The organism is Pseudomonas sp. SWRI99, from assembly GCF_014270125.1.
Classification (GTDB): Bacteria; Pseudomonadota; Gammaproteobacteria; order Pseudomonadales; family Pseudomonadaceae; genus Aquipseudomonas; species Aquipseudomonas hamedanensis.
This window is the reverse complement of the sequence record NZ_JABWQR010000007.1, coordinates 150139-173371: the sequence shown is the minus strand read 5'-3', so window position 1 is coordinate 173371 and position 23233 is coordinate 150139. Positions and strand designations below refer to the sequence as shown.

General features: G+C 61.3%; 24 protein-coding genes and 1 other RNA gene. 14 read left to right on the top strand and 11 right to left on the bottom strand.

What is annotated here, in order from left to right; all coding sequences use genetic code 11:
* The first annotated feature begins 71 nt into the window (after positions 1 to 71).
* The 3 genes from ubiD to HU743_RS08305 all read left to right on the top strand — a co-directional run bounded on the left by ubiD (position 72) and on the right by HU743_RS08305 (position 3476).
* Positions 72 to 1538: a 4-hydroxy-3-polyprenylbenzoate decarboxylase gene (gene ubiD / locus HU743_RS08315; RefSeq protein ID WP_186648056.1), complete on the top strand. Its 1467-nt coding sequence runs from the start codon at positions 72 to 74 to the stop codon at positions 1536 to 1538.
* Positions 1538 to 2506, top strand: coding sequence for a CDP-6-deoxy-delta-3,4-glucoseen reductase (locus tag HU743_RS08310; protein WP_186549606.1), 969 nt, complete (start codon positions 1538 to 1540; stop codon positions 2504 to 2506). The genes ubiD and HU743_RS08310 overlap by 1 nt, the downstream gene beginning before the upstream one ends.
* Positions 2507 to 2807: 301 nt before the next feature.
* Positions 2808 to 3476 carry a gamma-glutamylcyclotransferase gene (locus tag HU743_RS08305; protein WP_186549604.1) on the top strand — a complete coding sequence of 223 codons (669 nt, stop codon included), beginning with the start codon at positions 2808 to 2810 and terminating at the stop codon, positions 3474 to 3476.
* Here HU743_RS08305 and glpT read toward each other — a convergent pair.
* Both glpT and HU743_RS08295 read right to left on the bottom strand, forming a co-directional pair.
* On the bottom strand, positions 3452 to 4801 hold the full coding sequence (gene glpT, locus HU743_RS08300) for a glycerol-3-phosphate transporter (protein ID WP_186549602.1): 1350 nt from the start codon (positions 4799 to 4801) through the stop codon (positions 3452 to 3454). The two genes, HU743_RS08305 and glpT, sit on opposite strands and share 25 nt — an antisense overlap.
* Positions 4802 to 5109: 308 nt before the next feature.
* A complete protein-coding gene (locus HU743_RS08295) occupies positions 5110 to 6087 on the bottom strand; it encodes an NADPH:quinone oxidoreductase family protein (protein ID WP_186648055.1) in 978 nt (325 codons plus the stop codon).
* A 150-nt stretch (positions 6088 to 6237) separates the two neighbouring features.
* Between HU743_RS08295 and HU743_RS08290 the strand changes: the two genes are divergently transcribed.
* Positions 6238 to 6645 carry a flagellar basal body-associated FliL family protein gene (locus HU743_RS08290; RefSeq protein ID WP_186648054.1) on the top strand — a complete coding sequence of 136 codons (408 nt, stop codon included), beginning with the start codon at positions 6238 to 6240 and terminating at the stop codon, positions 6643 to 6645.
* A 141-nt stretch (positions 6646 to 6786) separates the two neighbouring features.
* Here HU743_RS08290 and HU743_RS08285 read toward each other — a convergent pair whose 3' ends face one another.
* Positions 6787 to 7239: an EVE domain-containing protein gene (locus HU743_RS08285; protein ID WP_186648052.1), complete on the bottom strand. Its 453-nt coding sequence runs from the start codon at positions 7237 to 7239 to the stop codon at positions 6787 to 6789.
* Between the two features lie 197 nt (positions 7240 to 7436).
* Here HU743_RS08285 and HU743_RS08280 point away from each other — a divergent pair, with 197 nt between their 5' ends.
* Positions 7437 to 7592, top strand: coding sequence for a hypothetical protein (locus HU743_RS08280; protein ID WP_186549594.1), 156 nt, complete (start codon positions 7437 to 7439; stop codon positions 7590 to 7592).
* Between the two features lie 36 nt (positions 7593 to 7628).
* On the opposite strand, the gene HU743_RS08275 is transcribed toward HU743_RS08280, so the two are convergent.
* From HU743_RS08275 to HU743_RS08260, 4 genes are all read right to left on the bottom strand, one after another.
* On the bottom strand, positions 7629 to 8234 hold the full coding sequence (locus HU743_RS08275) for a 5-formyltetrahydrofolate cyclo-ligase (RefSeq protein WP_186549592.1): 606 nt from the start codon (positions 8232 to 8234) through the stop codon (positions 7629 to 7631).
* Positions 8235 to 8314: 80 nt separating this feature from the next.
* Positions 8315 to 8493: non-coding RNA, 6S RNA (gene ssrS, locus HU743_RS08270), on the bottom strand.
* A gap of 30 nt (positions 8494 to 8523) precedes the next feature.
* Positions 8524 to 8841, bottom strand: coding sequence for a cell division protein ZapA (locus HU743_RS08265; protein WP_186549590.1), 318 nt, complete (start codon positions 8839 to 8841; stop codon positions 8524 to 8526).
* Positions 8838 to 9047, bottom strand: coding sequence for a TIGR02449 family protein (locus HU743_RS08260; RefSeq protein ID WP_007911197.1), 210 nt, complete (start codon positions 9045 to 9047; stop codon positions 8838 to 8840). Before HU743_RS08260 ends, HU743_RS08265 begins: the two co-directional genes overlap by 4 nt.
* Positions 9048 to 9172: 125 nt before the next feature.
* Here HU743_RS08260 and HU743_RS08255 point away from each other — a divergent pair, with 125 nt between their 5' ends.
* The 8 genes from HU743_RS08255 (at position 9173) to gcvH (ending at position 18277) form a co-directional block, all read left to right on the top strand.
* A complete protein-coding gene (locus tag HU743_RS08255; protein ID WP_186648045.1) occupies positions 9173 to 9733 on the top strand; it encodes a YecA family protein in 561 nt (186 codons plus the stop codon).
* A gap of 27 nt (positions 9734 to 9760) precedes the next feature.
* On the top strand, positions 9761 to 11095 hold the full coding sequence (pepP, locus tag HU743_RS08250; RefSeq protein WP_186648043.1) for a Xaa-Pro aminopeptidase: 1335 nt from the start codon (positions 9761 to 9763) through the stop codon (positions 11093 to 11095).
* A complete protein-coding gene (ubiH, locus tag HU743_RS08245; RefSeq protein ID WP_186648041.1) occupies positions 11092 to 12279 on the top strand; it encodes a 2-octaprenyl-6-methoxyphenyl hydroxylase in 1188 nt (395 codons plus the stop codon). The genes pepP and ubiH overlap by 4 nt, the downstream gene beginning before the upstream one ends.
* Positions 12280 to 12388: 109 nt before the next feature.
* On the top strand, positions 12389 to 13606 hold the full coding sequence (locus tag HU743_RS08240) for a 2-octaprenyl-3-methyl-6-methoxy-1,4-benzoquinol hydroxylase (protein ID WP_186648068.1): 1218 nt from the start codon (positions 12389 to 12391) through the stop codon (positions 13604 to 13606).
* A gap of 221 nt (positions 13607 to 13827) precedes the next feature.
* On the top strand, positions 13828 to 14832 hold the full coding sequence (locus HU743_RS08235) for an extracellular solute-binding protein (protein WP_186623068.1): 1005 nt from the start codon (positions 13828 to 13830) through the stop codon (positions 14830 to 14832).
* Between the two features lie 158 nt (positions 14833 to 14990).
* Positions 14991 to 16607 carry an iron ABC transporter permease gene (locus tag HU743_RS08230; RefSeq protein ID WP_186630649.1) on the top strand — a complete coding sequence of 539 codons (1617 nt, stop codon included), beginning with the start codon at positions 14991 to 14993 and terminating at the stop codon, positions 16605 to 16607.
* Positions 16608 to 16761: 154 nt separating this feature from the next.
* On the top strand, positions 16762 to 17844 hold the full coding sequence (gene gcvT, locus HU743_RS08225; protein ID WP_186630648.1) for a glycine cleavage system aminomethyltransferase GcvT: 1083 nt from the start codon (positions 16762 to 16764) through the stop codon (positions 17842 to 17844).
* Positions 17845 to 17893: 49 nt separating this feature from the next.
* Complete coding sequence (gene gcvH, locus HU743_RS08220; protein ID WP_186648038.1) at positions 17894 to 18277, top strand: glycine cleavage system protein GcvH; 384 nt, start codon at positions 17894 to 17896, stop codon at positions 18275 to 18277.
* Between the two features lie 226 nt (positions 18278 to 18503).
* Here gcvH and HU743_RS08215 read toward each other — a convergent pair whose 3' ends face one another.
* The 3 genes from HU743_RS08215 to HU743_RS08205 form a co-directional block, all read right to left on the bottom strand.
* Entirely contained in the window at positions 18504 to 18824 is a 321-nt protein-coding gene (locus HU743_RS08215) for a DUF2388 domain-containing protein (protein ID WP_186648066.1), read from the bottom strand.
* Between the two features lie 65 nt (positions 18825 to 18889).
* Positions 18890 to 20674 carry a GspE/PulE family protein gene (locus tag HU743_RS08210; RefSeq protein WP_186648036.1) on the bottom strand — a complete coding sequence of 595 codons (1785 nt, stop codon included), beginning with the start codon at positions 20672 to 20674 and terminating at the stop codon, positions 18890 to 18892.
* Positions 20675 to 20766: 92 nt separating this feature from the next.
* Entirely contained in the window at positions 20767 to 21105 is a 339-nt protein-coding gene (locus tag HU743_RS08205) for a hypothetical protein (RefSeq protein WP_186648034.1), read from the bottom strand.
* A gap of 126 nt (positions 21106 to 21231) precedes the next feature.
* Between HU743_RS08205 and HU743_RS08200 the strand changes: the two genes are divergently transcribed.
* On the top strand, positions 21232 to 21696 hold the full coding sequence (locus HU743_RS08200) for an Lrp/AsnC family transcriptional regulator (RefSeq protein WP_186549570.1): 465 nt from the start codon (positions 21232 to 21234) through the stop codon (positions 21694 to 21696).
* Positions 21697 to 21818: 122 nt separating this feature from the next.
* Here HU743_RS08200 and HU743_RS08195 read toward each other — a convergent pair whose 3' ends face one another.
* Positions 21819 to 23189 carry a CYTH domain-containing protein gene (locus HU743_RS08195; RefSeq protein ID WP_186648032.1) on the bottom strand — a complete coding sequence of 457 codons (1371 nt, stop codon included), beginning with the start codon at positions 23187 to 23189 and terminating at the stop codon, positions 21819 to 21821.
* Positions 23190 to 23233: the final 44 nt, after the last annotated feature.

The following is a 23233-nucleotide window of genomic DNA, read 5'->3' as shown; positions in this document are numbered from 1 at the left end:
GGCACTGACGGGCTGCTGTTTGCCCGTCAGAGCAGGTAGGATGTACGCCTATTTTGAGGGTGCCATCGTCAATGAAATTCAAGGATCTTCGGGATTTCGTGCAGCAGCTTGAGCAGCGCGGAGAGTTGAAACGCATCCACATTCCCGTCTCGCCGGTGCTGGAGATGACGGAGGTGTGCGACCGCACGCTGCGGGCCAAGGGGCCGGCGCTGTTGTTCGAAAAGCCCACGGGCTACGACATTCCGGTGCTCGGCAACCTGTTCGGCACCCCTGAACGCGTGGCCATGGGCATGGGCGCCGAGTCGGTCAGCGAGCTGCGCGAAATCGGCAAGCTGCTGGCCTTCCTCAAGGAGCCGGAGCCGCCGAAGGGCTTGAAGGACGCGTGGTCGAAGCTGCCGATTTTCCGCAAGATCATCTCGATGGCGCCGAAAGTCGTCAAAGATGCGGTGTGCCAGGAAGTCGTCATCGAAGGCGATGACGTCGATCTGGCGATGCTGCCAGTGCAGACCTGCTGGCCCGGCGACGTCGGCCCGCTCATCACTTGGGGTCTGACCGTCACCAAAGGTCCGAACAAGGAGCGCCAGAACCTCGGCATCTACCGCCAGCAGGTGATCGGCCGCAACAAGGTGATCATGCGCTGGCTCAGCCACCGTGGCGGTGCCCTTGATTTTCGCGAGTGGTGCGAGAGGCACCCGGGCCAGCCGTTCCCGGTGTCCGTGGCGCTTGGCGCCGACCCGGCGACGATTCTCGGTGCGGTGACGCCCGTCCCGGACAGCCTCTCCGAATACGCCTTCGCCGGTCTGCTGCGCGGCAACCGCACCGAACTGGTCAAGTGCCGTGGCAACGACCTGCAGGTGCCGGCCACCGCCGAGATCATCCTCGAAGGCGTGATTCATCCGGGCGAGATGGCCGATGAAGGCCCCTACGGCGACCACACCGGTTACTACAACGAAGTCGACAGCTTCCCGGTGTTCACCGTCGAGCGCATCACTCACCGGATCAAGCCGATCTACCACAGCACCTACACCGGTCGTCCGCCGGATGAGCCGGCGATTCTCGGCGTGGCACTCAACGAAGTGTTCGTGCCGATCCTGCAAAAGCAGTTCCCGGAGATCACCGACTTTTACCTGCCGCCGGAAGGCTGCTCGTACCGCATGGCCATCGTGACCATGAAGAAGTCGTATCCGGGGCATGCCAAGCGCGTGATGCTCGGTGTCTGGTCGTTTTTGCGACAGTTCATGTACACCAAGTTCGTTATCGTCACCGACGACGATATCAACGCCCGTGACTGGAATGATGTGATCTGGGCCATCACCACGCGCATGGACCCCAAGCGCGATACGGTGATGATCGATAACACGCCCATCGACTATCTCGACTTCGCCTCGCCGGTTTCCGGCCTGGGTTCGAAGATGGGTCTGGACGCCACCCACAAGTGGCCGGGCGAGACCACTCGCGAGTGGGGCCGTGTGATTGTCAAGGACGACGCCGTTACCCAGCGGATCGATGCCATATGGAATCAATTAGGAATAGATTGATGCGTGTAACCCTGCAGCCCTCCGGAGCGGTGCTTGAGATACGGCCCGGTGAGCGGATTCTCGACGGCGCGCGGCGCCTGGGCTACGACTGCCCGCAAAGCTGCCGCAACGGTAATTGTCACGTGTGTGCGGCGCTGCTGGTGGAAGGCCGCGTCGAACAGGCGGGCAACGTGCACGATCATGGCGAGTTCTACACTTGCATCGCCGAGCCGCTGGAAGACTGCGTGTTGCTCTGGGATGGCGTGCTGGCGCTGGGCGAGTTGCCGGTGCGCAGCCTGTCCTGTCAGGTCATTGAATGCCGTGAGGTCGGCGGCGATACCTGGCGGGTGCGTCTGCGTGCGCCGGCGGGCAAACCGCCGCGCTATCACGCCGGCCAGTACCTGATGATCGAGCGCGAGAGCGGCGAGAAATCAGCATTTTCCATGGCTTCGGCGCCCCATGGCGGGCGCGATCTGGAAATTCACGTGCTGGCGCGCGAAGCCAGTGCACTGAGCCTGATCGAGCAACTGCAACGCAACACGCTGGTGCGCGTCGAACTGCCGTTCGGCGATACCCACCTTGCCGAATTGCCCGACGGCCCGCTGGTGCTGGTCGCCGCCGGTACCGGCATGGGCCAGATTCACAGTCTGATCGAACATTGCCGCGCTGAAGGCTTCAAGCATCCGGTGCATCTGTACTGGGGCGTCCGCCGCCCGGAAGATTTCTACCAGATCGAACATTGGGACGAATGGCTGAAACTGCCCAACCTGTTTCTGCACAAAGTGGTCAGCGATCAGTGTGGCTGGGAAGGGCGCTGCGGGATGCTGCATGAAGCGGTTTGCGAGGACTTCCCCGACCTGAAACCGTTGCACGTCTATGCCAGCGGTTCGCCCGCCATGGTCTACGGCACGCTGGACGCGCTGGTCGAAGCGGGAATGGATGCGCATCAGATGCGCGCTGACGTATTCGCCTACGCACCGCGCTCTTGAAAATGTGGGAGCGAGCTTGCTCGCGAATGCGGTTTGGCAGTCACCATTGATGTCGACTGACCGATCGCTTTCGCGAGCAAGCTCGCTCCCACATTGGTTTATGCGTAGCGCTGGTAATGCGTTATAACTCTGCATATAGCCGATCGGTATTTAAGTAATTACATAAATACCGCTAGGTTATATATTAATAGGCAATTAATCAGTGGCACTTAATTTGCCTTAAAACATATGTGCCTTACTGTTACAGCGGTGCGTTCTATTAAGTAATTCTTCACCCGCGGGGAGCTGAACGCTATTCGCCATGAGCGCCATTGAAAACGCAATTCTGAACCTGGCTTACCCTCCGCGACTCGATCTTGGGCCGCAGCTGACGCACGAACAACTTCTCGCTTCCATGCAATCGACCATGGCTCGCCACAAGGGCGGACCGGTGTGGCTGTTCGCGTATGGCTCGCTGATCTGGCGACCGGAATGCACAGCGGTCGAGCGCATGCGCGGTCGTGTGCATGGCTATCATCGCGGCTTGTACCTCTGGTCCCATGAGCACCGTGGTACGCCGGAAATGCCCGGTCTGGTATTTGGTCTGGATCGCGGCGGTTCCTGCAGCGGTTTTGCCTACCGTTTGCCGGAGGACAATCTCGATACCGCGCTGTATGCCCTGTGGAAACGTGAAATGCCGTTCCCTTCCTATCGCCCGCACTGGCTCAATTGCCGGCTCGAAGATGGTACTCGGGTACAGGCCTTGGGATTCGTTCTGGAGCGACACCTGCCCAGCTATGCCGGCAACTTGCCGGATCATGTGCTGAGCCAGGTGTTCGCAAGCGCTTGCGGGCGTTACGGCACCACTCGCGATTATGTCGAGCAGACCGCCCACGCCCTGCGCAGCCACGCCATGCCAGACCGCAATCTGGAGGCGCGGCTCAAGCGCTGTAAATCACACAGTGATCAAGCGACCGCTTCGCGGCTCTGACTGGCGACTTGCTTGTGCCATAGCGTTGGCGCAAGGAAGGCCATCGCCAGCAGGCAAGCGCTCACCAGCAACACAAAGCCGCCGTCCCAGCCGAAATGGTCGACGGTGTAGCCCATCGCCGCGCTGGCCGCGACCGAACCACCCAGATAACCGAACAGACCGGTGAATCCCGCTGCGGTGCCGGCGGCCTTCTTCGGTGCCAGTTCCAGCGCCTGCAAACCGATCAGCATCACCGGGCCGTAGATCAGGAAGCCGATCGACAGCAGCGCGATCATGTCGACCATCGGGTTGCCGGCCGGATTGAGCCAGTAAACCAGCGTGGCGACTGTCACCAGTGCCATGAACACCATGCCGGTCAGGCCACGGTTGCCACGGAAGATCTTGTCCGACATCCAGCCGCACAACAGCGTGCCCGGGATGCCCGCCCACTCATAGAAGAAATAGGCCCACGAGGTTTTATCCACGGTGAAACCCTTGGCTTCCTTCAGATAGGTCGGCGCCCAGTCCAGTACGCCGTAGCGCAGCAGGTAGACGAAGACGTTGGCCAGCGCGATGTACCAGAGCATTTTGTTGCGCAGCACGTATTTGACGAAGATTTCCTTGGCGCTGAATTCGTCTTCGTGGCTGGCATCGTAGCCTTCCGGGTAATCGTTCTTGTATTGCTCGATCGGTGGCAGGCCTACCGATTGCGGGGTATCGCGCATGGTGATGAAGGCAAATACCGCCACGCCCAGCGCCACGGCAGCCGGCACATAGAACGCCGCGTGCCAATCGTTGAACAGGCCCATGCCGATCAGGAACAGCGGGCCGATCAGGCCGCCGCCGACGTTATGCGCCACGTTCCACACCGAGACCACACCACCGCGTTCCTTCTGCGACCACCAGTGCACCATCGTCCGTCCGCTTGGCGGCCAGCCCATGCCCTGGGCCCAGCCATTGATGAATAGCAGGATGAACATCATGGTCACGCTGGACGTTGCCCAGGGCGCGAAACCGAAAACGAACATCACCCCCGCCGACACCAGCAGGCCGAACGGCAGGAAGAAGCGCGGGTTGGAACGGTCGGACACCAGGCCCATGAGGAACTTCGACAAGCCGTAGGCGATGGCGATCGCCGACATCGCCAGGCCCAGATCGCCCCGGCTGTAGCCTTCGTCGATCAAGTAAGGCATGGCCAGCGAGAAGTTTTTGCGCAGCAGGTAGTAACCGGCGTAGCCGATAAAGATACCGGCGAAGATCTGCCAGCGCAGGCGCCGGTAGGTGCTGTCTATTTTTTCTTCAGGCAATGGAGCCTGATGTGCGGCAGGACGAAAGAAAGCAAACATTCAAGAGCTCCAGTTTTCTTGTTTTGACTGCGGATGCGAATGTTACAGTTTCGTTACCGAAAATAGCACCGCTTCACGTCGGCAAAACAGCGGAAATTTGAGCTGTCGAGCGTTCCTTTATGAACATGTCGCTCAGGTATAAACGCAGGACGTTGTGGGAATAATCATATTGGCGGGATTCTGCGGTTTGGCGGGTCGAAGTAAGGCAATTCTTGGGGAAAAGTCCTGCATGCTAAAAGGAAGGCATGAAGGCAATGAAGCTCAAAGACCAAAGCGATCCGGGTCCTGATCCGGATCGCTCTACGGAATCAGCGCACCTGGACCACCACCTTGCCTACGGCTCTACGCTGGCCCAAATCATCAATCGCCTGCGCCGCATTGCTCAGCGGATAGACTTGCGACACCAGCGGCTTGAGCTTGCCCTCGGCAAACCAGCCGAACAGTTGCTGGAAATTCGCCGCGTTGTCCTGCGGCTGGCGCTGGGCGAAAGAGCCCCAGAACACCCCAAGTACGGCCGCCCCTTTGAGCAGGGCGAGGTTGACCGGCAGTTCCGGGATGCGTCCGCTGGCGAAACCGACCACCAGCAGGCGACCGTTCCAGGCGATGGCACGAATGGCCTGGTCGAACAGGTCGCCGCCGACCGGGTCGTAAATCACGTCCGCACCCTGGCCGTCGGTGAGGCGTTTGATTTCGTCCTTGAGATTGCTTTCGCTGTAGTTGATCAGCTCATCGGCACCAGCCGCTTTAGCCACCGCGAGTTTCTCGGCGCTGCTGGCAGCGGCGATGACCCGGGCACCCATGGCTTTGCCGATTTCCACAGCGGCGAGGCCGACGCCGCCGGAGGCACCGAGCACCAGCAGGGTTTCGCCCGCTTGCAGGTTGGCGCGCTGCTTGAGCGCATGCATCGAGGTGCCGTAGGTCATGCTGAAGGCGGCAGCGACGTTGAAATCCATCGACTCAGGAATCGGCAGCACGTTGTAGCCGGCAACGGCGACCTGCTCGGCGAAACTGCCCCAGCCGGTCAGGGCCATGACCCGGTCGCCGACCCTCAAATGGCTGACCTTTTCCCCGACCTCGCGGACCACGCCGGCCGCCTCGCCGCCCGGCGAGAACGGGAAGGGCGGCTTGAACTGGTACTTGCCCTCAATGATCAGCGTGTCCGGGAAGTTCACCCCGGCGGCGTGCACGTCCAGCAGGATTTCGTTCTTCTTGGCGACAGGACTGGCGACGTCTTCCAGCACCAGCGATTCGGCAGGGCCGAAGGCTTTGCACAGCACGGCTTTCATCAGGGCTATTCCTTTGGGAGTGATGGCCGATAAGTGTAGGTGTGTGAATCAACGGGTCAACGAGCATGCCCGGCCCTGATAGTCAGCCATAAGCTTGTGCTTGCGCGGCGGGTCGTTATGCTAGGCCGCAAACCGGATAAGGAGCGAATTGTGAAAGCGTGGATCATGTTATTGCTGGCCCTAACTCTGCCTCTGGCAGCCTCGGCCGAAGAAGCCAAAGAAGGCGCGGCGCCGAAGGTCAACTACATCACCCTGAGCCCGCCGTTCGTCGGCAACTATGGGCTGGACGGCACGACGAAGCTCAAGGTCTACAAGGCCGATGTGGCCTTGCGCGTGACGGGCGATGAAGCGACCAAACTGGTCAAGGCCAACGAGCCGCTGATCCGCAACCAACTGGTGGCGCTGTTTACCCAGCAGAGCGCCGAGGCGATGGGTAGCATCGAAGGCAAGGAAAAACTGCGTCAGGAAGCGCTGAAGCAGACCCAGCAAGTGATGAATGACGAGACCGGCAAACCGGTGGTTGAGGATCTGTTGTTCAACAACCTGATCATTCAGTAAGTCCTCTGCTGTCCGGGCGGGCCCCATCGCTGGCAAGCCAGCTCCCACAGGGATTTTCAGTGAACACTTAATTAGTGACCACCCGAAAAACCTGTGGGAGCTGGCTTGCCAGCGATTGCATTTTGGCAGGCGCAAAATGAATCAGGGCTTGAGCGCAATCACTGCCGCCCACTGCTCCGCCGTCACCGGCATCACTGACAGCCGCGATCCCTTCTGCACCAGCGGCAGCTCGGCCAGCGCCGTTTGCTGCTTCAGATAATCGAGCTTCAACACCCGCGCAAACGTCTCGACGTGCGCCACATCGATCGCGCTCCAGGCATTTTTCTCCGGCGTCGCCTTGGAATCGAAGTAATGACTCTTGGGTTCAAGCGCCGTCGGATCCGGATAGGCCGCTTCGATTATTTTGCCAATCCCTGCAATTCCCGGTTCCGGGCAACTGGAATGATAGAAAAAGAACTCATCGCCCACCGCCATCGCCCGCAGGAAGTTGCGTGCCTGATAGTTGCGAACCCCGTCCCAGCGCGCCTTGCCGAGCTTCTCCAAAGCCTTGATCGAGAGTTCGTCGGGCTCTGATTTCATCAGCCAGTAGGCCATGTGGTGTGCTCCTGAAGCGGTCATTGGGCAGGTTGTCGGGCAATTTTATGACAAACCGACAGTCGGTTGACGTCAGCATTTGCGCGCGGGTTCACGTTGTCGCAAAATGCCGGCCTTTAAAGCTTGACGCTGCTGCACGGCCTACGAATGGAAACCGCTGCTGTCATCGTGATGATGTGCCTTGAGGGGGGCAATCGATGAAACGCAAACCGGATTTGCTATGGACTTTGGTAATTTTGTTCGGCCTGGGCGTTGTAACCACCGGTTATGCGCAAAGCCTGTGGACCGCCAAGACCGATGCGCCGATTGAAGTGGCGCAACAGGTTCAACAGTCGACCGCGTTCAAACGCTGAAACGACTTGCTCGACGCCGCTGTTCTGCGCGGCGTCCTATCCCGCGAAATACCACGCCTTGTCGGTGACCGTGCCCTGTAACGGTACATCCCAGCTTGCCTGCGCCAACCGTTCGACTTTCTGACATTCATGGGCCAGACCCAGCAGCGTCGGCTTGCGCCACTTTTTGCGCCGCGCCAGGTACGCCAGGCTGCGATCGTAAAAGCCGCCGCCCATCCCCAGTCGCCCGCCGACATCGTCAAAGCCCACCAAGGGTAGCAGCACCAGATCCAGCGCCCAGACCTTGCGTTGCCGAGCCAGATTGGCCCGTGGCTCAAGGATGCGGAAGCGATTGGGGATGAGCTTTTCGCCGGGGCGGATGCGCTGGAAGACCATTTTGGTCCGCGGCCATGCACTGAGCACCGGCAGATAGGTCGCCTTGCCCCGGCGTTGCGCTTCGCGCAGCAGCAGACGCGGATCGATTTCACCGTCGGTGGGCAGGTACAGGGAAATGTGTTTCGCCCGGCGAAAATGCGGGTCTTGCGCCAGTTGCCGGAACAGGCCCTGGGCGGCCTGGCGTTGCTCGCTCGGCGTCAGGGCGCGGCGCGCCTTGCGCAGCAGGCGGCGGAGTTGCGGGCGGGGCAGCAGCGCGGGTTCGGTCATGGTTCGGCTTCGGCAGGTGGATGCAAAAACGTACGCATAAAAAATCCGATGTCGGCACACACCGACATCGGATTCGAATCAGGCTCCCCGGATGTACCGCTGTCAACTCAGCCCTTGAACCCGAAAGTTCAAGGTGGAAGAAGCAGTAGACTTTAAGGCTTTCCGTCTAGCGGACATGCACACCAGCCCAACGTGCAACTTCCAGGGTAGTGCGAATCGGCTCCGGGACATCGTCAACTGGCAAGCACCCCAGGGAGTGCCGCGAGTATACCTCAAGCCGCCAGTCGAATCAGCCCTTGCCGGTGCTCTGCTCGTCGGCGAGCACCAGATCGACACGATCGAGCAAGTCGCGCACTTGCTCACGGGTCGAACCGCTGGCCTGGATATCCGGACGCTCTTCCTTGTGCAACAGGTCATGGGTGATGTTCAGCGCGGCCATCACGGCGATGCGGTCGGCGCCGATGACTTTGCCGCTGCTGCGGATCTCGCGCATCTTGCCATCGAGGTAGCGGGCGGCGCTGACCAGATTGCTGCGTTCTTCCGGCGGGCAGATGATCGAATACTCTTTATCGAGGATCTGCACGGTGACGCTATTGCTTGAACTCATGAGTCTTGCTCCAGGGCCTTGAGGCGCGAAATCATCGATTCGACCTTACGCCGGGCGATTTCGTTTTTTTCAATGAGGTGAGCGCGTTCCTCGCGCCAGGTTTTTTCCTGAGCTAGTAAGAGTGCGTTTTGACTCTTTAGTTGCTCGACTCGGCCAATCAGCAGTTCGAGTCTGGCCATCAGCGCTTGCAGGTCGGTGTCTTCCATTGGGTCCACGTGTTCGTCTGATGGGTGGGAACTGGCGGACAGCCTTTAATGGTCTTGGCGGGGCTGTCGATGTAGGATACAAGGCCTTCATTCTAGACATAGCGCCGTCTGGCGCCTAGCTGCCCATGCCCATTCAGAATTCTCCGTACCAAGCCTTTGCCACCCTGCTGACCACCAGCGGCCACAACGTCTCGCCTGCCGAACTGCATGGCCTGCTGCTCGGACGCAGTTGCGCCGGCGCCGGCTTCGATCACGAAGGCTGGCTGATCGACGCCGCCGAACTGCTCGAAGGCGACATCCAGGACAACGTCCGCAACGCCCTGATCGGCTTGCAGGAGATGGTCAAGGGCGAGCTGACCGGCGACGACGTTACCGTCGTTCTGCTGTTGCCGACCGACGACGCGCCACTGACCGACCGCGCCGCTGCACTGGGCCAATGGTGTCAGGGCTTCCTCAGCGGCTTCGGCCTGAACTGCCGCGACAGCAGCATGCTCAGTGTTGAAGCAACGGAAGTGCTGCAGGATCTGGCAGCCATTTCTCAGGTGCAGGACGCACTGGAAGAATCCGAAGACGGCGAGTCCGACTACATGGAAGTCATGGAATACCTGCGCGTCGCGCCGCTGCTGCTGTTCTCGGAAACCAAGAAAGCCGACGTGCCGCCAGCGGCCAAGCCGTCGCTGCATTAATCGCGTGTCAGGGAAAGCCATCTGCCCATGATCCATATCCCCAAAGCGGAATACAGCCGTCGCCGCAAGGCGCTGATGGCGCAGATAGAACCCAACAGCATCGCGATCCTGCCCGCCGCCGCGGTGGCTATCCGCAACCGCGACGTCGAGCACGTCTACCGCCAGGACAGCGACTTCCAGTACCTCAGCGGTTTTCCCGAACCGCAAGCCGTCATCGTGCTGATGCCCGGCCGTGAGCATGGCGAGTACATCCTGTTCTGCCGTGAACGCAACGCCGAACGCGAATTGTGGGATGGCTTGCGCGCCGGGCAAGAAGGCGCGATCCGCGATTACGGTGCTGACGATGCGTTTCCGATTACCGACATTGACGACATTCTCCCGGGCCTGATCGAAGGCCGCGACCGGGTGTATTCGGCGATGGGCAGCAACCCGGAATTCGACCGGCACCTGATGGACTGGATCAACGTGATCCGCTCCAAGGCGCATCTTGGCGCGCAGCCGCCGAATGAATTCGTTGCCCTGGATCATCTGCTGCACGACATGCGCCTGTATAAATCGGCGGCAGAAGTGAAGGTGATGCGCGAAGCGGCACGAATCTCGGTCCAGGCGCATATCCGCGCGATGCAGGCCAGCCGTCCCGGGCTGTATGAGTACAGCCTCGAAGCCGAACTGGATTACGAGTTCCGCAAGGGCGGGGCGAAGATGCCGGCCTACGGCTCGATCGTTGCGGCCGGTCGCAACAGCTGCATCCTGCATTACCAGCAGAATGACGCGTTGCTCAAGGACGGCGATCTGGTGCTGATCGACGCCGGTTGCGAAATCGACTGCTACGCCAGCGACATCACCCGCACCTGGCCGGTCAACGGCAAGTTTTCGCCGGAACAGAAAGCGATCTACGAAGTGGTGTTGGCTTCGCAGGAAGCGGCGTTCGCCGAAATCGCCCCGAACAAGCACTGGAACCAGGCGCACGAAGCCACGGTGCGAGTGATTACCTCGGGTTTGGTGAAACTGGGCTTGTTGCAAGGCGGGGTTGATGAATTGATCGCCAGCGAAGCCTACAAAGCGTTTTATATGCACCGTGCCGGTCACTGGCTGGGCATGGACGTGCACGACGTCGGCGAATACAAGGTCGGCGGCGAATGGCGAGTACTCGAAGTCGGCATGGCGCTGACCGTCGAGCCGGGCATCTACATCGCCCCGGACAACCAGAATGTAGCGAAAAAATGGCGTGGCATTGGCGTGCGCATCGAGGACGACGTGGTGGTGACCAAAACCGGTTGTGAAATTCTCACCCGCGGCGTGCCAAAAACCGTCGCCGAGATCGAAGCGTTGATGGCACAAGCAAGGACACACGCGGCATGAGTCGAGTCAATCTGGCAATCATCGGTGGCGGCCTGGTCGGCGCCAGTCTGGCGTTGGCCTTGCAGGCCGGAGCCAAGGCCCGTGGCTGGAAAATCGTGCTGATCGAACCGTTCGCCCCCGGCGACAGTTGGCAGCCGAGCTACGATGCGCGTTCCTCAGCGCTGTCGTTCGGCTCGCGGCAGATTTACCAGCACCTGGGCGTTTGGCAGGAAATCTCCCGCCGCGCCGAACCGATCAAACAGATTCATGTGTCTGACCGTGGCCGTTTCTCCACCGCCCGGCTGTCGGCGATGGAAGAGGGCGTGCCTGCGCTGGGTTACGTGGTGGAAAACGCCTGGCTCGGCCAATGCCTGTGGCAACACCTCGACAAAGACGTGATCAGTTGGCGCTGCCCGGCCGAGGTCATGCGGATGGAGCCGTTGCCCGATGGCTATCGCCTGACCCTCAACGATGAAACCACGCTGGAATGCGACCTTGCGGTACTCGCCGATGGCGGTCGTTCGGGACTGCGCGAGCAGTTGGGGATCAACGTGCGCCAGCGGCCGTACAACCAGAGTGCGCTGATCGCCAACATCACCCCGAGCGAAGCGCACAACGGCATGGCGTTCGAGCGCTTTACCGACGAAGGGCCGATGGCGCTGCTGCCGCTGCCGGACAACCGCTGTGCGCTGGTCTGGACGCGGCTGGGCATGGACGCGCAGCGTCTGACGGCGTTGAGCGAACGTGATTTTCTCAGCGAGTTGCAGGGCGTGTTCGGCTATCGCCTCGGCACGTTGAAACAGGTCGGCGCGCGGCATCTGTATCCGCTGGCGCTGGTCGAGGCTGAAGAACAGGTGCGTTCGCACCTGGCCGTGCTCGGCAACGCCGCGCACAGCCTGCACCCGATCGCCGGGCAGGGCTTCAACCTGTCGCTGCGCGATGCCGATGCCTTGGCAACCGCGCTGCTGAGCAGCGACAAAGGGCTGGGCGATTTTGCCACGTTGCAGGCGTATCGCGAGCGGCAGCGTCTGGATCAGGACCTCACCGTCGGCTTCTCCGATCAGGTCACGCGCTTGTTCGGCAGCACGCAGCCATTGGTCTCGCTGGGCCGTAATATCGGCCTGCTCGGCCTCGACCTGCTGCCTCCGGCCAAGCGCTGGTTTGCCCGGCAGGCCATGGGGTTGGGAACGCGTCCGGATGCTTGAGTGGCTGACCGGCACTTTCATTTTCAGGATCGCGCCGCCAACTGGCGCGCTCGGTAAAACCCTTTACGTGCGGCTCGAGCCGCAAGCGAGACAGGCTTAAAGCATGGAAATGCGCGCAGATCTGCTGATTGTCGGAGCCGGAATGGTCGGCAGCGCCCTGGCGCTGGCGCTACAGAACAGCGGGCTGGAAGTGCTGCTGCTCGACGGCAGCCCGCTGAGCGTCAAGCCCTTCGACGCGGCCGCACCTTTCGAGCCGCGCGTCAGTGCCTTGTCGGCGGCCAGCCAGCGGATTCTGCAACGCCTCGGCGTGTGGGACGGCATCGCCGGGCGCCGCAGCAGTCCCTACACCGACATGCACGTCTGGGATGGCAGCGGCACCGGGCAGATACATTTCTCGGCCAGCAGCGTGCATGCCGATGTGCTTGGTCACATCGTCGAAAACCGCGTGGTGCAGGACGCCTTGCTCGACCGTCTGCACGACTGCGATCTGGGCATGCTGGCCAACGCCCGTCTGGAACAGATGCGCCGCTCCGGCGATGACTGGTTGCTGACACTGGCCGATGGCCGCCAGTTGCGCGCGCCGCTGGTGATTGCCGCGGATGGCGCGAACTCGGCGGTGCGCCGCCTGACCGGTGTCGCCACTCGCGAATGGGATTACCTGCATCACGCCATCGTCACCAGCGTGCGCAGCCGCCAGCCGCACCGCAAAACCGCGTGGCAGCGTTTCACCGACCACGGACCGTTGGCGTTTCTGCCGCTTGAGCGTGACGGGCGGCAGGATTGGTGCTCGATTGTCTGGTCGACCACGCCGAGCGAGGCCGAACGCTTGATGGCGCTGGACGATGCTTCGTTCTGTGCCGAGCTGGAGCGTGCTTTTGAAGGGCGCCTCGGTGAGGTCGTCAGTGCCGATCCACGTGTGTGCGTGCCGCTGCGTCAGCGTCACGCCAAGCGCTACGTGGCTGAAGGCCTGGCGCTGATCGGTGACGCGGCGCACACCATCCACCCGTTGGCGGGACAGGGTGTGAACCTGGGTTTCCTCGACGCGGCGGTGCTGGCGGAGGTTGTGCTGCAAGCGCACGAGCGCGGCGAACGTCTGGCGGACGTGAAAGTGCTGAGTCGCTACGAGCGCCGGCGCATGCCGCACAACCTGGCGCTGATGGCGGCGATGGAAGGCTTTGAACGCTTGTTCCAGGCCGATCCGCTGCCGCTGCGCTGGTTGCGCAATACCGGGCTGAAACTGGTAGATCAAATGCCCGAGGCGAAGGCTTTGTTTGTGCGTGAAGCCCTCGGTTTGACCGGTGATCTTCCGGCCCTCGCCAAGCCCTAAGATATGCACTGAGTTTGATGGCCTCATCGCGAGCAGGCTCACTCCTACAATTGGAATGCGTTCCCCTGTAGGAGTGAGCCTGCTCGCGATGGCGCCAGTCCAGTCACAGCACATTTCAGCCTGTGCAACATCTGGTAACGCCTTCAGCAAGTGTTCGATTGTGGTGGTAAATGTGAGTCCTTATCATTTGCCTCACAATTCCCGACCGAGAGACCACTCCCATGTTGGCACCCAAGCGTCTTCTGACTGCACTGGCCTTGACCCTGATCGGCAGCACCACGGCCCAGGCCGCCGACGAGGTGGTGGTTTATTCCTCGCGTATCGACGAACTGATCAAACCGGTCTTCGACGCCTACACCGCCAAGACCGGGGTGAAAATCAAGTTCATCACCGACAAGGAAGCGCCGCTGATGCAGCGCATCAAGGCCGAAGGCGAGAACGCTACCGCCGACCTGCTGCTCACCGTCGATGCCGGCAACCTCTGGCAGGCCGAGCAAATGGGCATTTTGCAGCCGTTCACCTCGAAAACCATCGACGCCAATATCCCGTTGCAATATCGCGCCTCCAGCCACGCCTGGACCGGTCTGAGCCTGCGCGCGCGGACCATCGCCTATTCGACCCAACGGGTGAAGCCGGGCGAGCTGACCACTTACGAAGCGCTGGCTGACAAGAACTGGGAAGGTCGCTTGTGCCTGCGCACCGCGAAGAAGGTCTACAACCAGTCGCTGACCGCGACCATGATCGAAGTGCACGGTGCCGAGAAGACCGAGAAGATTCTCAAGGGCTGGGTCAATAACCTGTCCACCGACGTGTTCTCCGACGACGTCGCGGTGCTTGAGGCGATCAACGCCGGGCAATGTGATGTTGGCATCGTCAACACCTACTACTACGGTCGCCTGCACAAGCAGAAGCCGGACCTGCCGGTGAAACTGTTCTGGCCGAACCAGGCGGATCGTGGCGTGCACGTCAACCTGTCGGGCATCGGCCTGACCAGGCATGCGCCGCACCCGGAAGCGGCCAAGGCGCTGGTCGAGTGGATGACCACACCTGAGGCGCAGAAAATCTTCGCAGACGTAAACCAGGAATTCCCGGCCAACCCGGCGGTGGCACCTTCCGAAGAAGTCGCAGCATGGGGCAAGTTCATTGCTGATACCTTGCCGGTGGAAGTGGCGGGCAAGCGTCAGGCTGAAGCGATCCGGATGATGGATCGGGCGGGTTGGAACTGACCCGCTCTGCTGACCACGCGATGTCCAGTGATAACTCTGTGGCGAGGGAGCTTGCTCCCGCCGGGGCGCGAAGCGGCCCATGAAAGCGTGACGCAGAGCGTCACAGGATGTGTGCCCACGCAGAGCGTGGGCACAATCATTTGAACGAGATCGTTTCTTTGGCCCACCCCGCCCAACGCCGCTGGTACCCCATCGTCTTCGCCATCGCCGCGCTGGTGCTGTTGCCCCTGAGTGTCCTGCTGCTGTCGTGGCAGACCATCGATCAGCAGATCTGGTCGCACCTGTGGCAAACCCAGATGCCGCGCCTGCTCGGCAATACCCTGACGCTGATCCTCGGTGTCGGTGTCGGTGTGACCCTGCTCGGGGTCAGCCTTGCCTGGCTCACCAGCCTCTGCGAATTCCCCGGTCGGCGCTGGCTGGACTGGGCGCTGATGCTGCCTTTCGCCATTCCGGCTTATGTATTGGCGTTCGTCTTTGTCGGCCTGCTCGATTTCGCCGGCCCCGTGCAGACCCTGCTGCGCGAAGGGTTCGGCGCGGGCCTGCGCCTGCCACGGGTACGCTCGACCGGCGGGGTGATTGTTGTGCTGGTGCTGGTCTTTTATCCCTATGTTTACCTGCTGGCACGCACCGCATTCCTCGCCCAGGGCAAAGGCCTGATGGAAGCGGCGCGGGTGCTTGGGCAATCGCCCTGGCAGGCGTTCTGGCGCGTGGCGTTGCCGATGGCGCGCCCGGCGATTGGCGCCGGTGTGGCGCTGGCGCTGATGGAGACCCTCGCCGATTTCGGTGCGGTGTCGGTATTCAACTTCGACACTTTCACCACTGCGATCTACAAAACCTGGTACGGCTTCTTCAGCCTGCCCAGCGCCGCGCAACTGGCCAGTCTGTTGCTGTTGGTGGTGATGCTGGTGCTGTACGGCGAACGCCGGGCGCGTGGGGCGAACCGGGCGAGTAACGAGCGGCCCCGGGTCAAGGCGCTGTATCACTTGCGCGGGTTCAAGGCATTGGCGGCCACGAGCTGGTGCGGTCTGGTGTTCGCCTGTGCCTTCGTCATCCCGGTCCTGCAACTGATCGTCTGGTTCTGGCAGCGCGGGCGTTTCGATCTCGACGAGCGCTATGCCGGACTGATCCTGCACACCCTGTACCTGGGCGCGATGGCCGCGTTGATCACTGTCAGCGTGGCGTTGCTGCTGGCGTTTGCGCGGCGACTGGCACCGACCCGCGCGATCGACTCCGGGGTCGGCCTGGCCAACCTTGGCTACGCCTTGCCGGGTTCGGTGCTGGCGGTGTCGATCATGCTGGCGTTCAGTTATCTGGACCGCGAGCTGGTGATTCCGCTGTCCGCCTGGCTGGGCGGCGCGGGCAAGCCGTTGCTGCTGGGCAGTCTGGCGGCGTTGTTGATGGCCTATCTGGTGCGTTTCGTTGCTGTGGCGTACGGGCCGCTGGAAAGCAGTCTGGCGCGTATAAGGCCGTCTTTGCCCGAAGCGGCACGCAGTCTGGGTGTCAGTGGGCCGCGACTGTTTTTCAAAGTGTATCTGCCGTTGTTGCTGCCCGGCACGCTGAGCGCTGCATTGCTGGTGTTCGTCGATGTACTCAAGGAAATGCCAGCGACCCTGCTGATGCGCCCGTTTGGCTGGGACACACTGGCCGTGCGCATCTTTGAAATGACCAGTGAAGGGGAGTGGGCCCGGGCGTCGCTGCCAGCGCTGACCCTGGTTCTGGTCGGCCTGTTGCCAGTCATCGGTTTGATCCGCCGCTCGGCGCACCGAAACACTTAGTCGTCAGTCCTGAATCATGCGGCTACAATGCGCGGCATTCGGTGCGGTTCGTCTGACGGACCTGTTCGCTGGGATCGGCTCAAAGCCTGTAATTCAAGGCTTTCGCCCGTGCAGCGGCAGTCCGCACCTTCGCCACGCCCGGAAGGAGAAACCCATGGGACAGCGTACGCCTCTGTATGACCTGCACCTCGCGCTTGGCGCGAAGATGGTCGATTTTGGCGGTTGGGACATGCCACTGCATTACGGCTCGCAGGTCGAGGAACACCACGAGGTGCGCCGTGATTGCGGGGTGTTCGATGTATCCCACATGACTGTGATCGATGTTTGCGGCCACCAGGCCAAGGCCTGGCTCCAGCATTTGCTGGCCAATGATGTCGAGCGCCTGCACAGCCCCGGCCGAGCGTTGTACAGCACCATGCTCAACGAGCGCGGCGGCATCGTCGACGACATGATCGTCTACCGTCTCGATGAGGCGTACCGGCTGGTGTTCAACGCCTCGACCCGCGATCAGGATCTGGCGTGGATGAACGCGCAGCTCGGCGAGTACGACGTGCAACTGCATGAGCGCACCGAACTGGCCATGCTCGCCATTCAGGGCCCGCAAGCCCGGCACAAGATCGCCGAACTGGTGAGCCAGTCGCGTGCCGCGCTGATCCAGCAACTCAAACCTTTTGAAGGCCACACCGACGGTGACTGGTTTATCGCCCGCACCGGTTACACCGGTGAGGACGGCCTGGAAATCGCGCTGCCGGCGGACCAGGCGCCGGGCTTCTTCAACGATCTGGTCGGTGCCGGTATTTCCCCGATCGGCCTCGGTGCCCGCGACACCCTGCGGGTTGAAGCCGGAATGAACCTCTACGGTCAGGACATTCATCAGGACGTTTCGCCACTGGCCTCGAACATGGCCTGGAGCATCGCCTGGGAACCGGCCTCGCGCCAGTTCATTGGCCGCGCCGCCCTGGAGGCGGAAAAAGCCGCTGGCGTGGCGCACAAACTGGTCGGTCTGGTGCTGGAAGAACGCGGCGTTTTGCGCGCTCATCAAGTTGTTCGCATCGCGGATGTTGGCGAAGGGGAGATCACCAGTGGTAGTTTCTCTCCTACGCTAAGCAAATCGATTGCCCTGGCGCGTGTTCCGATGGCAACTGCCGACCGCGCCGAAGTGGAAATTCGTGGCAAGTGGTACCCGGTGCGAGTGGTCAAACCGACCTTCGTGCGCCATGGCAAAACCTTGATCTAACCTTTCCCGGCGGGCCTGACCGCTGACCTGATTGCTGAGGACACCAAAGATGAGCGATATCCCTGCCGAACTGCGTTTCGCCGAAAGTCATGAATGGGCACGCCTGGAAACCGACGGCACCGTCACCGTGGGCATCAGCGATCACGCGCAAGAAGCGCTGGGCGATGTGGTGTTCGTCGAACTGACCGAAGTGGGCAAGGTGTTTGCTGCCGGCGACCCATCCGGCGTGGTCGAGTCGGTGAAGGCCGCGTCTGACATCTATGCCCCGGTCAGCGGGGAAGTCATCGCGATCAACGAAGAGCTGGGCGGCTCGCCGGAGCTTTTGAACTCCGATCCGTACGGCGCGTGGATTTTCAAGCTCAAGCCAAGCGACGAGGCCGAACTGGGCAAGCTGCTGGATGCCGGCGCCTACAAGGCTGCCATCGGCGAGTAATTCGCTGGCAATGCCCAAGGCCCCGATTCATCGGGGCTTTTTTGTGGGTGACGCAAATCCAATGCAGGAGTGAGCCTGCTCGCGATAGCGGTCTGGCAGTTATATTTTCGGCGACTGATTCACCGCTATCGCGAGCAGGCTCACTCCTACAAGGGTTTTGTGTTGAATTTGAAATCCGCGCAAAAAAATGCCGCTCGTTTGAGCGGCATTTGCATGTGCGCGAAGCTTATTCGGACGCCACGGCGTTCTTCGCCAGAATCGCATTCGCCAGTTCCATGTCCGTAGCCTGCAGGCCCGGGTTGTCGGCGCGGACTTTCTGCATCGCCGCTTCCAGATACGGGCCGCGAATGCCGCCGTCACTGGCAACGAAACTGCCGGCGTCATCCTGAGCGGCGACGATCAGTTTGTGATCCTTGAAGGTCAGGTAGGTCGAACCGGTGGTGGCACCGGAGGAAATGACGTTACGCCAAAAGCTGTCAGCTATGGCCGAACCAACGGGAAGCGAGAGCAGGGCCAGGGTGGCGACAGCAACTTTGAGACGCATGATGAGATGACTCCTGGGGATTAACTACGGCGTTGGATTGCCAACCCCGGATCCAGTTCCGTGCCGACTTATTTCAACTCACTTTGTGGCGTCACCCGCAGCACTTCTTCTACCGTGGTCAGCCCCGCCGCAACTTTCTGCGCGCCGGACAGGCGCAGACTGCGCATGCCTTCCTTGAAGGCCTGGCGGCGGATTGCCGTGAGGTCAGTGTCCGGAGTGATAAAGGCCTTGAGGCTGTCGCTCAATTGCATGATTTCGTAGACCCCGGCGCGTCCGCGATAACCGGTATCGCGGCACTCCAGGCAACCGATCGCCCGCTGCGCATTGCTCGGCAGCGGCGCCTGCCAGGGCCGGGTCAGCGTTTGCCAGTCTTCATCCTCAAGCGTCAGCGGCGCCTTGCAGTGCGGGCACAAGGTACGTACCAGCCGTTGGGCCATGACCCCTAGCACGGTGGCCTTGATCAGATAATGCGGCACGCCGAGTTCGAGGAGGCGGCTGATGGCGCTCGGTGCATCGTTGGTGTGCAGGGTCGACAACACCAGGTGCCCGGTCAACGCGGCCTGAATCGCCATTTCAGCGGTTTCGAGGTCGCGGATCTCGCCGATCATGATGATGTCCGGGTCCTGTCGCATCAGCGCACGCACCCCAGCGGCGAAGCTCAGGTCGATGTTGTGTTGCACCTGCATCTGGTTGAAGGCCGGCTCGACCATCTCGATCGGGTCTTCGATGGTGCAGAGGTTGACCTCCGCCGTCGCCAGTTTTTTCAGCGTGGTGTACAGCGTAGTGGTCTTGCCCGAACCGGTTGGCCCGGTGACCAGAATGATGCCGTTGGGCTGGCGGGTCATGTCCTGCCAGCGGCGCAGGTCGTCGGCGCTGAAGCCCAGTTGGTCAAAATTCTTCAGCAGCACTTCGGGGTCGAAAATCCGCATGACCATTTTTTCGCCGAATGCCGTTGGCAACGTTGATAGACGCAGCTCGACTTCGCCGCCATCCGGGGTCTTGGTCTTGACCCGGCCGTCCTGGGGTTTGCGCTTTTCCGCGACATTCATGCGGCCGAGGCTCTTCAAGCGGCTGACGATCGCCATGGTCACCTGCGGCGGAAATTGGTAAACGTTGTGCAACACGCCGTCGATGCGAAAGCGCACGGTGCCGTGTTCGCGGCGCGGTTCGATGTGGATATCGCTGGCGCGCTGCTGGAAGGCGTACTGGAACAGCCAGTCAACGATGTTGACGATGTGCGCGTCGTTGGCGTCCGGCTCCTGATCACTGGCGCCGAGGTTGAGCAACTGTTCGAAGTTGCCGAGGTTGCTGCCCTGAGCATCGGCATTGCTGGCGCCGCTGACCGATTTCGCCAGACGAAAGAACTCGACACTGAAACGCTGGATATCCACCGGGTTGGCCACGACCCGTTTGATCGGCAGCTTCAGCACGTGGGTCAGATCGGCCTCCCAGCCGTTGACATAAGGCTGGGCGCTGGCCACGGTCACCGAATCGCGATCCACGGCGACGGCGAGAATCTTGTGGCGCTGGGCGAAGGCATACGACATCAGCGGCGTGATCGCCGCGACGTTGATTTTCAGCGGGTCGATGCGCAAGTACGGCTGGCCGGCCTGTTGTGCCAGCCACAGGGTCAGGCTCTCCAGGTCGAGGTGCTTGCCCGGGCGGCTGAGGTCGTCGAGCTGCTGACTGGCGATGAATTCCAGTGGATGCATCTGGCCGTGCGCAGCGTGGCGACGGCGGGCATTGAGCGCCTGTTCCGCCGAGTCCTGGCAAATGAAGCCTTGTGCGACCAGTTCACGTAATACCTCGTTGAGGTCCAGCCAGCGGTCCTGAGTGACAAATTGAACGGACATGCGGCTTTCCTTTTTGAGCGTCATGCACAAAAGGATAGTCGTGGCCCTGCTGACCGTTGGGCCACTACCCGACGAAGCCGTTGCCGGATTTGTCAGCCGGCGGCCTGCGCTGGCGCATCCCACGTCGCGTCGGCGTTGTGCAGACTCACCGAGCAGACGCTGATCAGATTACGAAGTTTATCCGCGATCACTTGCGCGCGATGCCAGCTCAGGCCGCTCATGACCAGGTCGATCGACAGCAGATCGTCGCGCCGCTGCACGCTCACCTGCTCCGGCGTCAGGCATTGCAGCGCAAACAGATTCAGCACCCGCACCAGCAGATCCGGCTCGGCCTCGGCGAGAATCCGGTACTGCGCCAGGCAGTGTGCGTTATTGATATTCCAGACATCGGCGCGAGTCGGTGTGCTGTTCACGGCTTCAAGGTGCGGCATGGCGAGTCTCCAAAATCACTGGAGGAATTTTTACATTCGGTGCGGGGTATTTCTTGGCTATGATCGACGCTATTGGCGATATATCGAACTGGATAATTCGCAGTAGCTGACTTTCGAGGTTTTTTTATGCACAGCGATCTGGATGCTTACGACCGCAAGATCCTCGCCTTGTTACAGGAAGACGCTTCGCTGTCGAGCGCGCAGATCGCCGAGCAGGTGGGCCTGTCGCAGTCGCCGTGCTGGCGGCGGATTCAGCGTATGAAAGAGGAGGGCATCATTCGCGGTCAGGTGACGTTGCTTGATCGCAAGAAGATCGGCCTGAATACGCAGATTTTCGCCGAGATCAAACTCAACGCCCATGGCCGCTCGAATTTCACTGAATTCACCGAGGCGATTCGCGGCTTTCCGGAAGTGCTGGAGTGTTATGTGCTGATGGGCGCGGTGGATTTTCTGTTGCGCATTGTCGCGGCGGACATCGAGGCGTACGAGCGCTTCTTCTTCGAAAAACTGTCGCTGGTGCCGGGGATACAGGAAGTGAACTCGATTGTGGCGCTGTCGGAGATCAAGTCCACCACCAGCCTGCCCGTCTGACAACAACTGTGGCGAGGGAGCTTGCTCCCGCTGGGCTGCGAAGCGGCCCCAAAAACCTGCGTCCGCAGGTACAGGGAGTCCTCCGGCCTCCAGCGGGAGCAAGCTCCCTCGCCACAGGGGGATCACATGCGCAGGAGCATTTTCCACGCGCGGTTCTGGTACACCGCAATCGCCTGCTGCTTGCGCGCATCGAGCAGTTCGTCGGTGATGGTCGGCTCGTTGGCCAATTGCGCCAGTTTGTTCAGTTCGCCGTACAGACGATCCATTTCCGCGATGTCCAGCACATTGCGTGCATGGTGCAGCCAGACCTGAATACGCTCGATACGCGGCAGTTGCTCAGCCAGATCTTCCGGCTGCTGCTGATAACGCTGCAACTGCAGGGCCGTGGCTTCTTCGCCCAGCAGGCGCGGCAACCAGCTGTGCAACTGCGCGCCACCCTGGCGGTTGCCGCGCACGTTACGGTCGACGGTCCAGGTGCGGGCCAGCAACCAGCGCGAAGCGTTCAGTGAGAACTGCCCCCAGCGCGGGTCTTCGAGTTCTTCGAGGAACTGCTCCGGCGCGGCTTTGCGCACGTCTTCGTCTTCGATGCCGACCTGCACCAGCGGGCGCCAGTCTTCCAGCAAGGCATCAAGGGCCACGCGCAGATCGTGGGTCGACTGACGCGGCGCCGCCTGGCCGAGGCTGCTGAGCAGGGCGCGCATTTCGGCAAGGTTCTCGACCCAGTCCAGCAGCAGGCGCCAATGGCCGTTGAAGCGATACTGTTCGGCCAGACGCTGGCTGCTGCCGAGCAAGTGCCAGCTCAGCGCGGCGAAGGCATCGTCCAGTTGGGTTTCCGGCGTCAGCTCTGGCGCCGGCAGGCTCAGCGAGTAGCTGTTGGCGTCGTGCAGGCGATAACCGCGCTCGGCCTTGCTGATGTCACACGGCATCAACGCCAGGGTTTCGGCCAGTTCAGCGGCCAGCTCCAGCAGCGCGGCCGGCTCGCCTTCGCGCAATTCCAGTTCCAGCTCGCAGATTTCTTCTTTCTGCTTGCCGACCACGACGTGACCCAGATCCAGCGCGGCCTCGATGACCACTTTGGTCTTGCCACGGCCCCAGGCGATTTCGGCGCGCTCGCGGACGAAATCGGTGGTGAAGATCGGCTTGAGGGTTTTCTTGTCCAGCTCGGCCAGCGACTCGGGCCAGCATTCGCCGTCGAGTTTCTTCACGTCGAGTTTGGCTTTGGCAAGTTTCCAGTCGTACTCGTTTCGCTCGGACAAACCGGCGACGCTGTGGCCACGGGTCTTGAGGGTCTGAATCACTTCGTCACCGTCCTTGCGCAGGCGCAGGGCAACTTTGGCCTGGGCCAGGTCGCGCTCGGGAGTGTCGAAGTACTGGTTCATCAACTCACGGCGTTCCCAGCCACTTTTGTTGCGTTTTTTCAGGAGCGGGTGCTCGCGCAGGGCGGCGAGGGTTTCGCGGCTGACGCGGAGTTTGATTTCGGTTTCTTTTTGCATGGCCGGAAAATCCAGGATCGGGAGCGCAGCCGGGGGAATGTGTG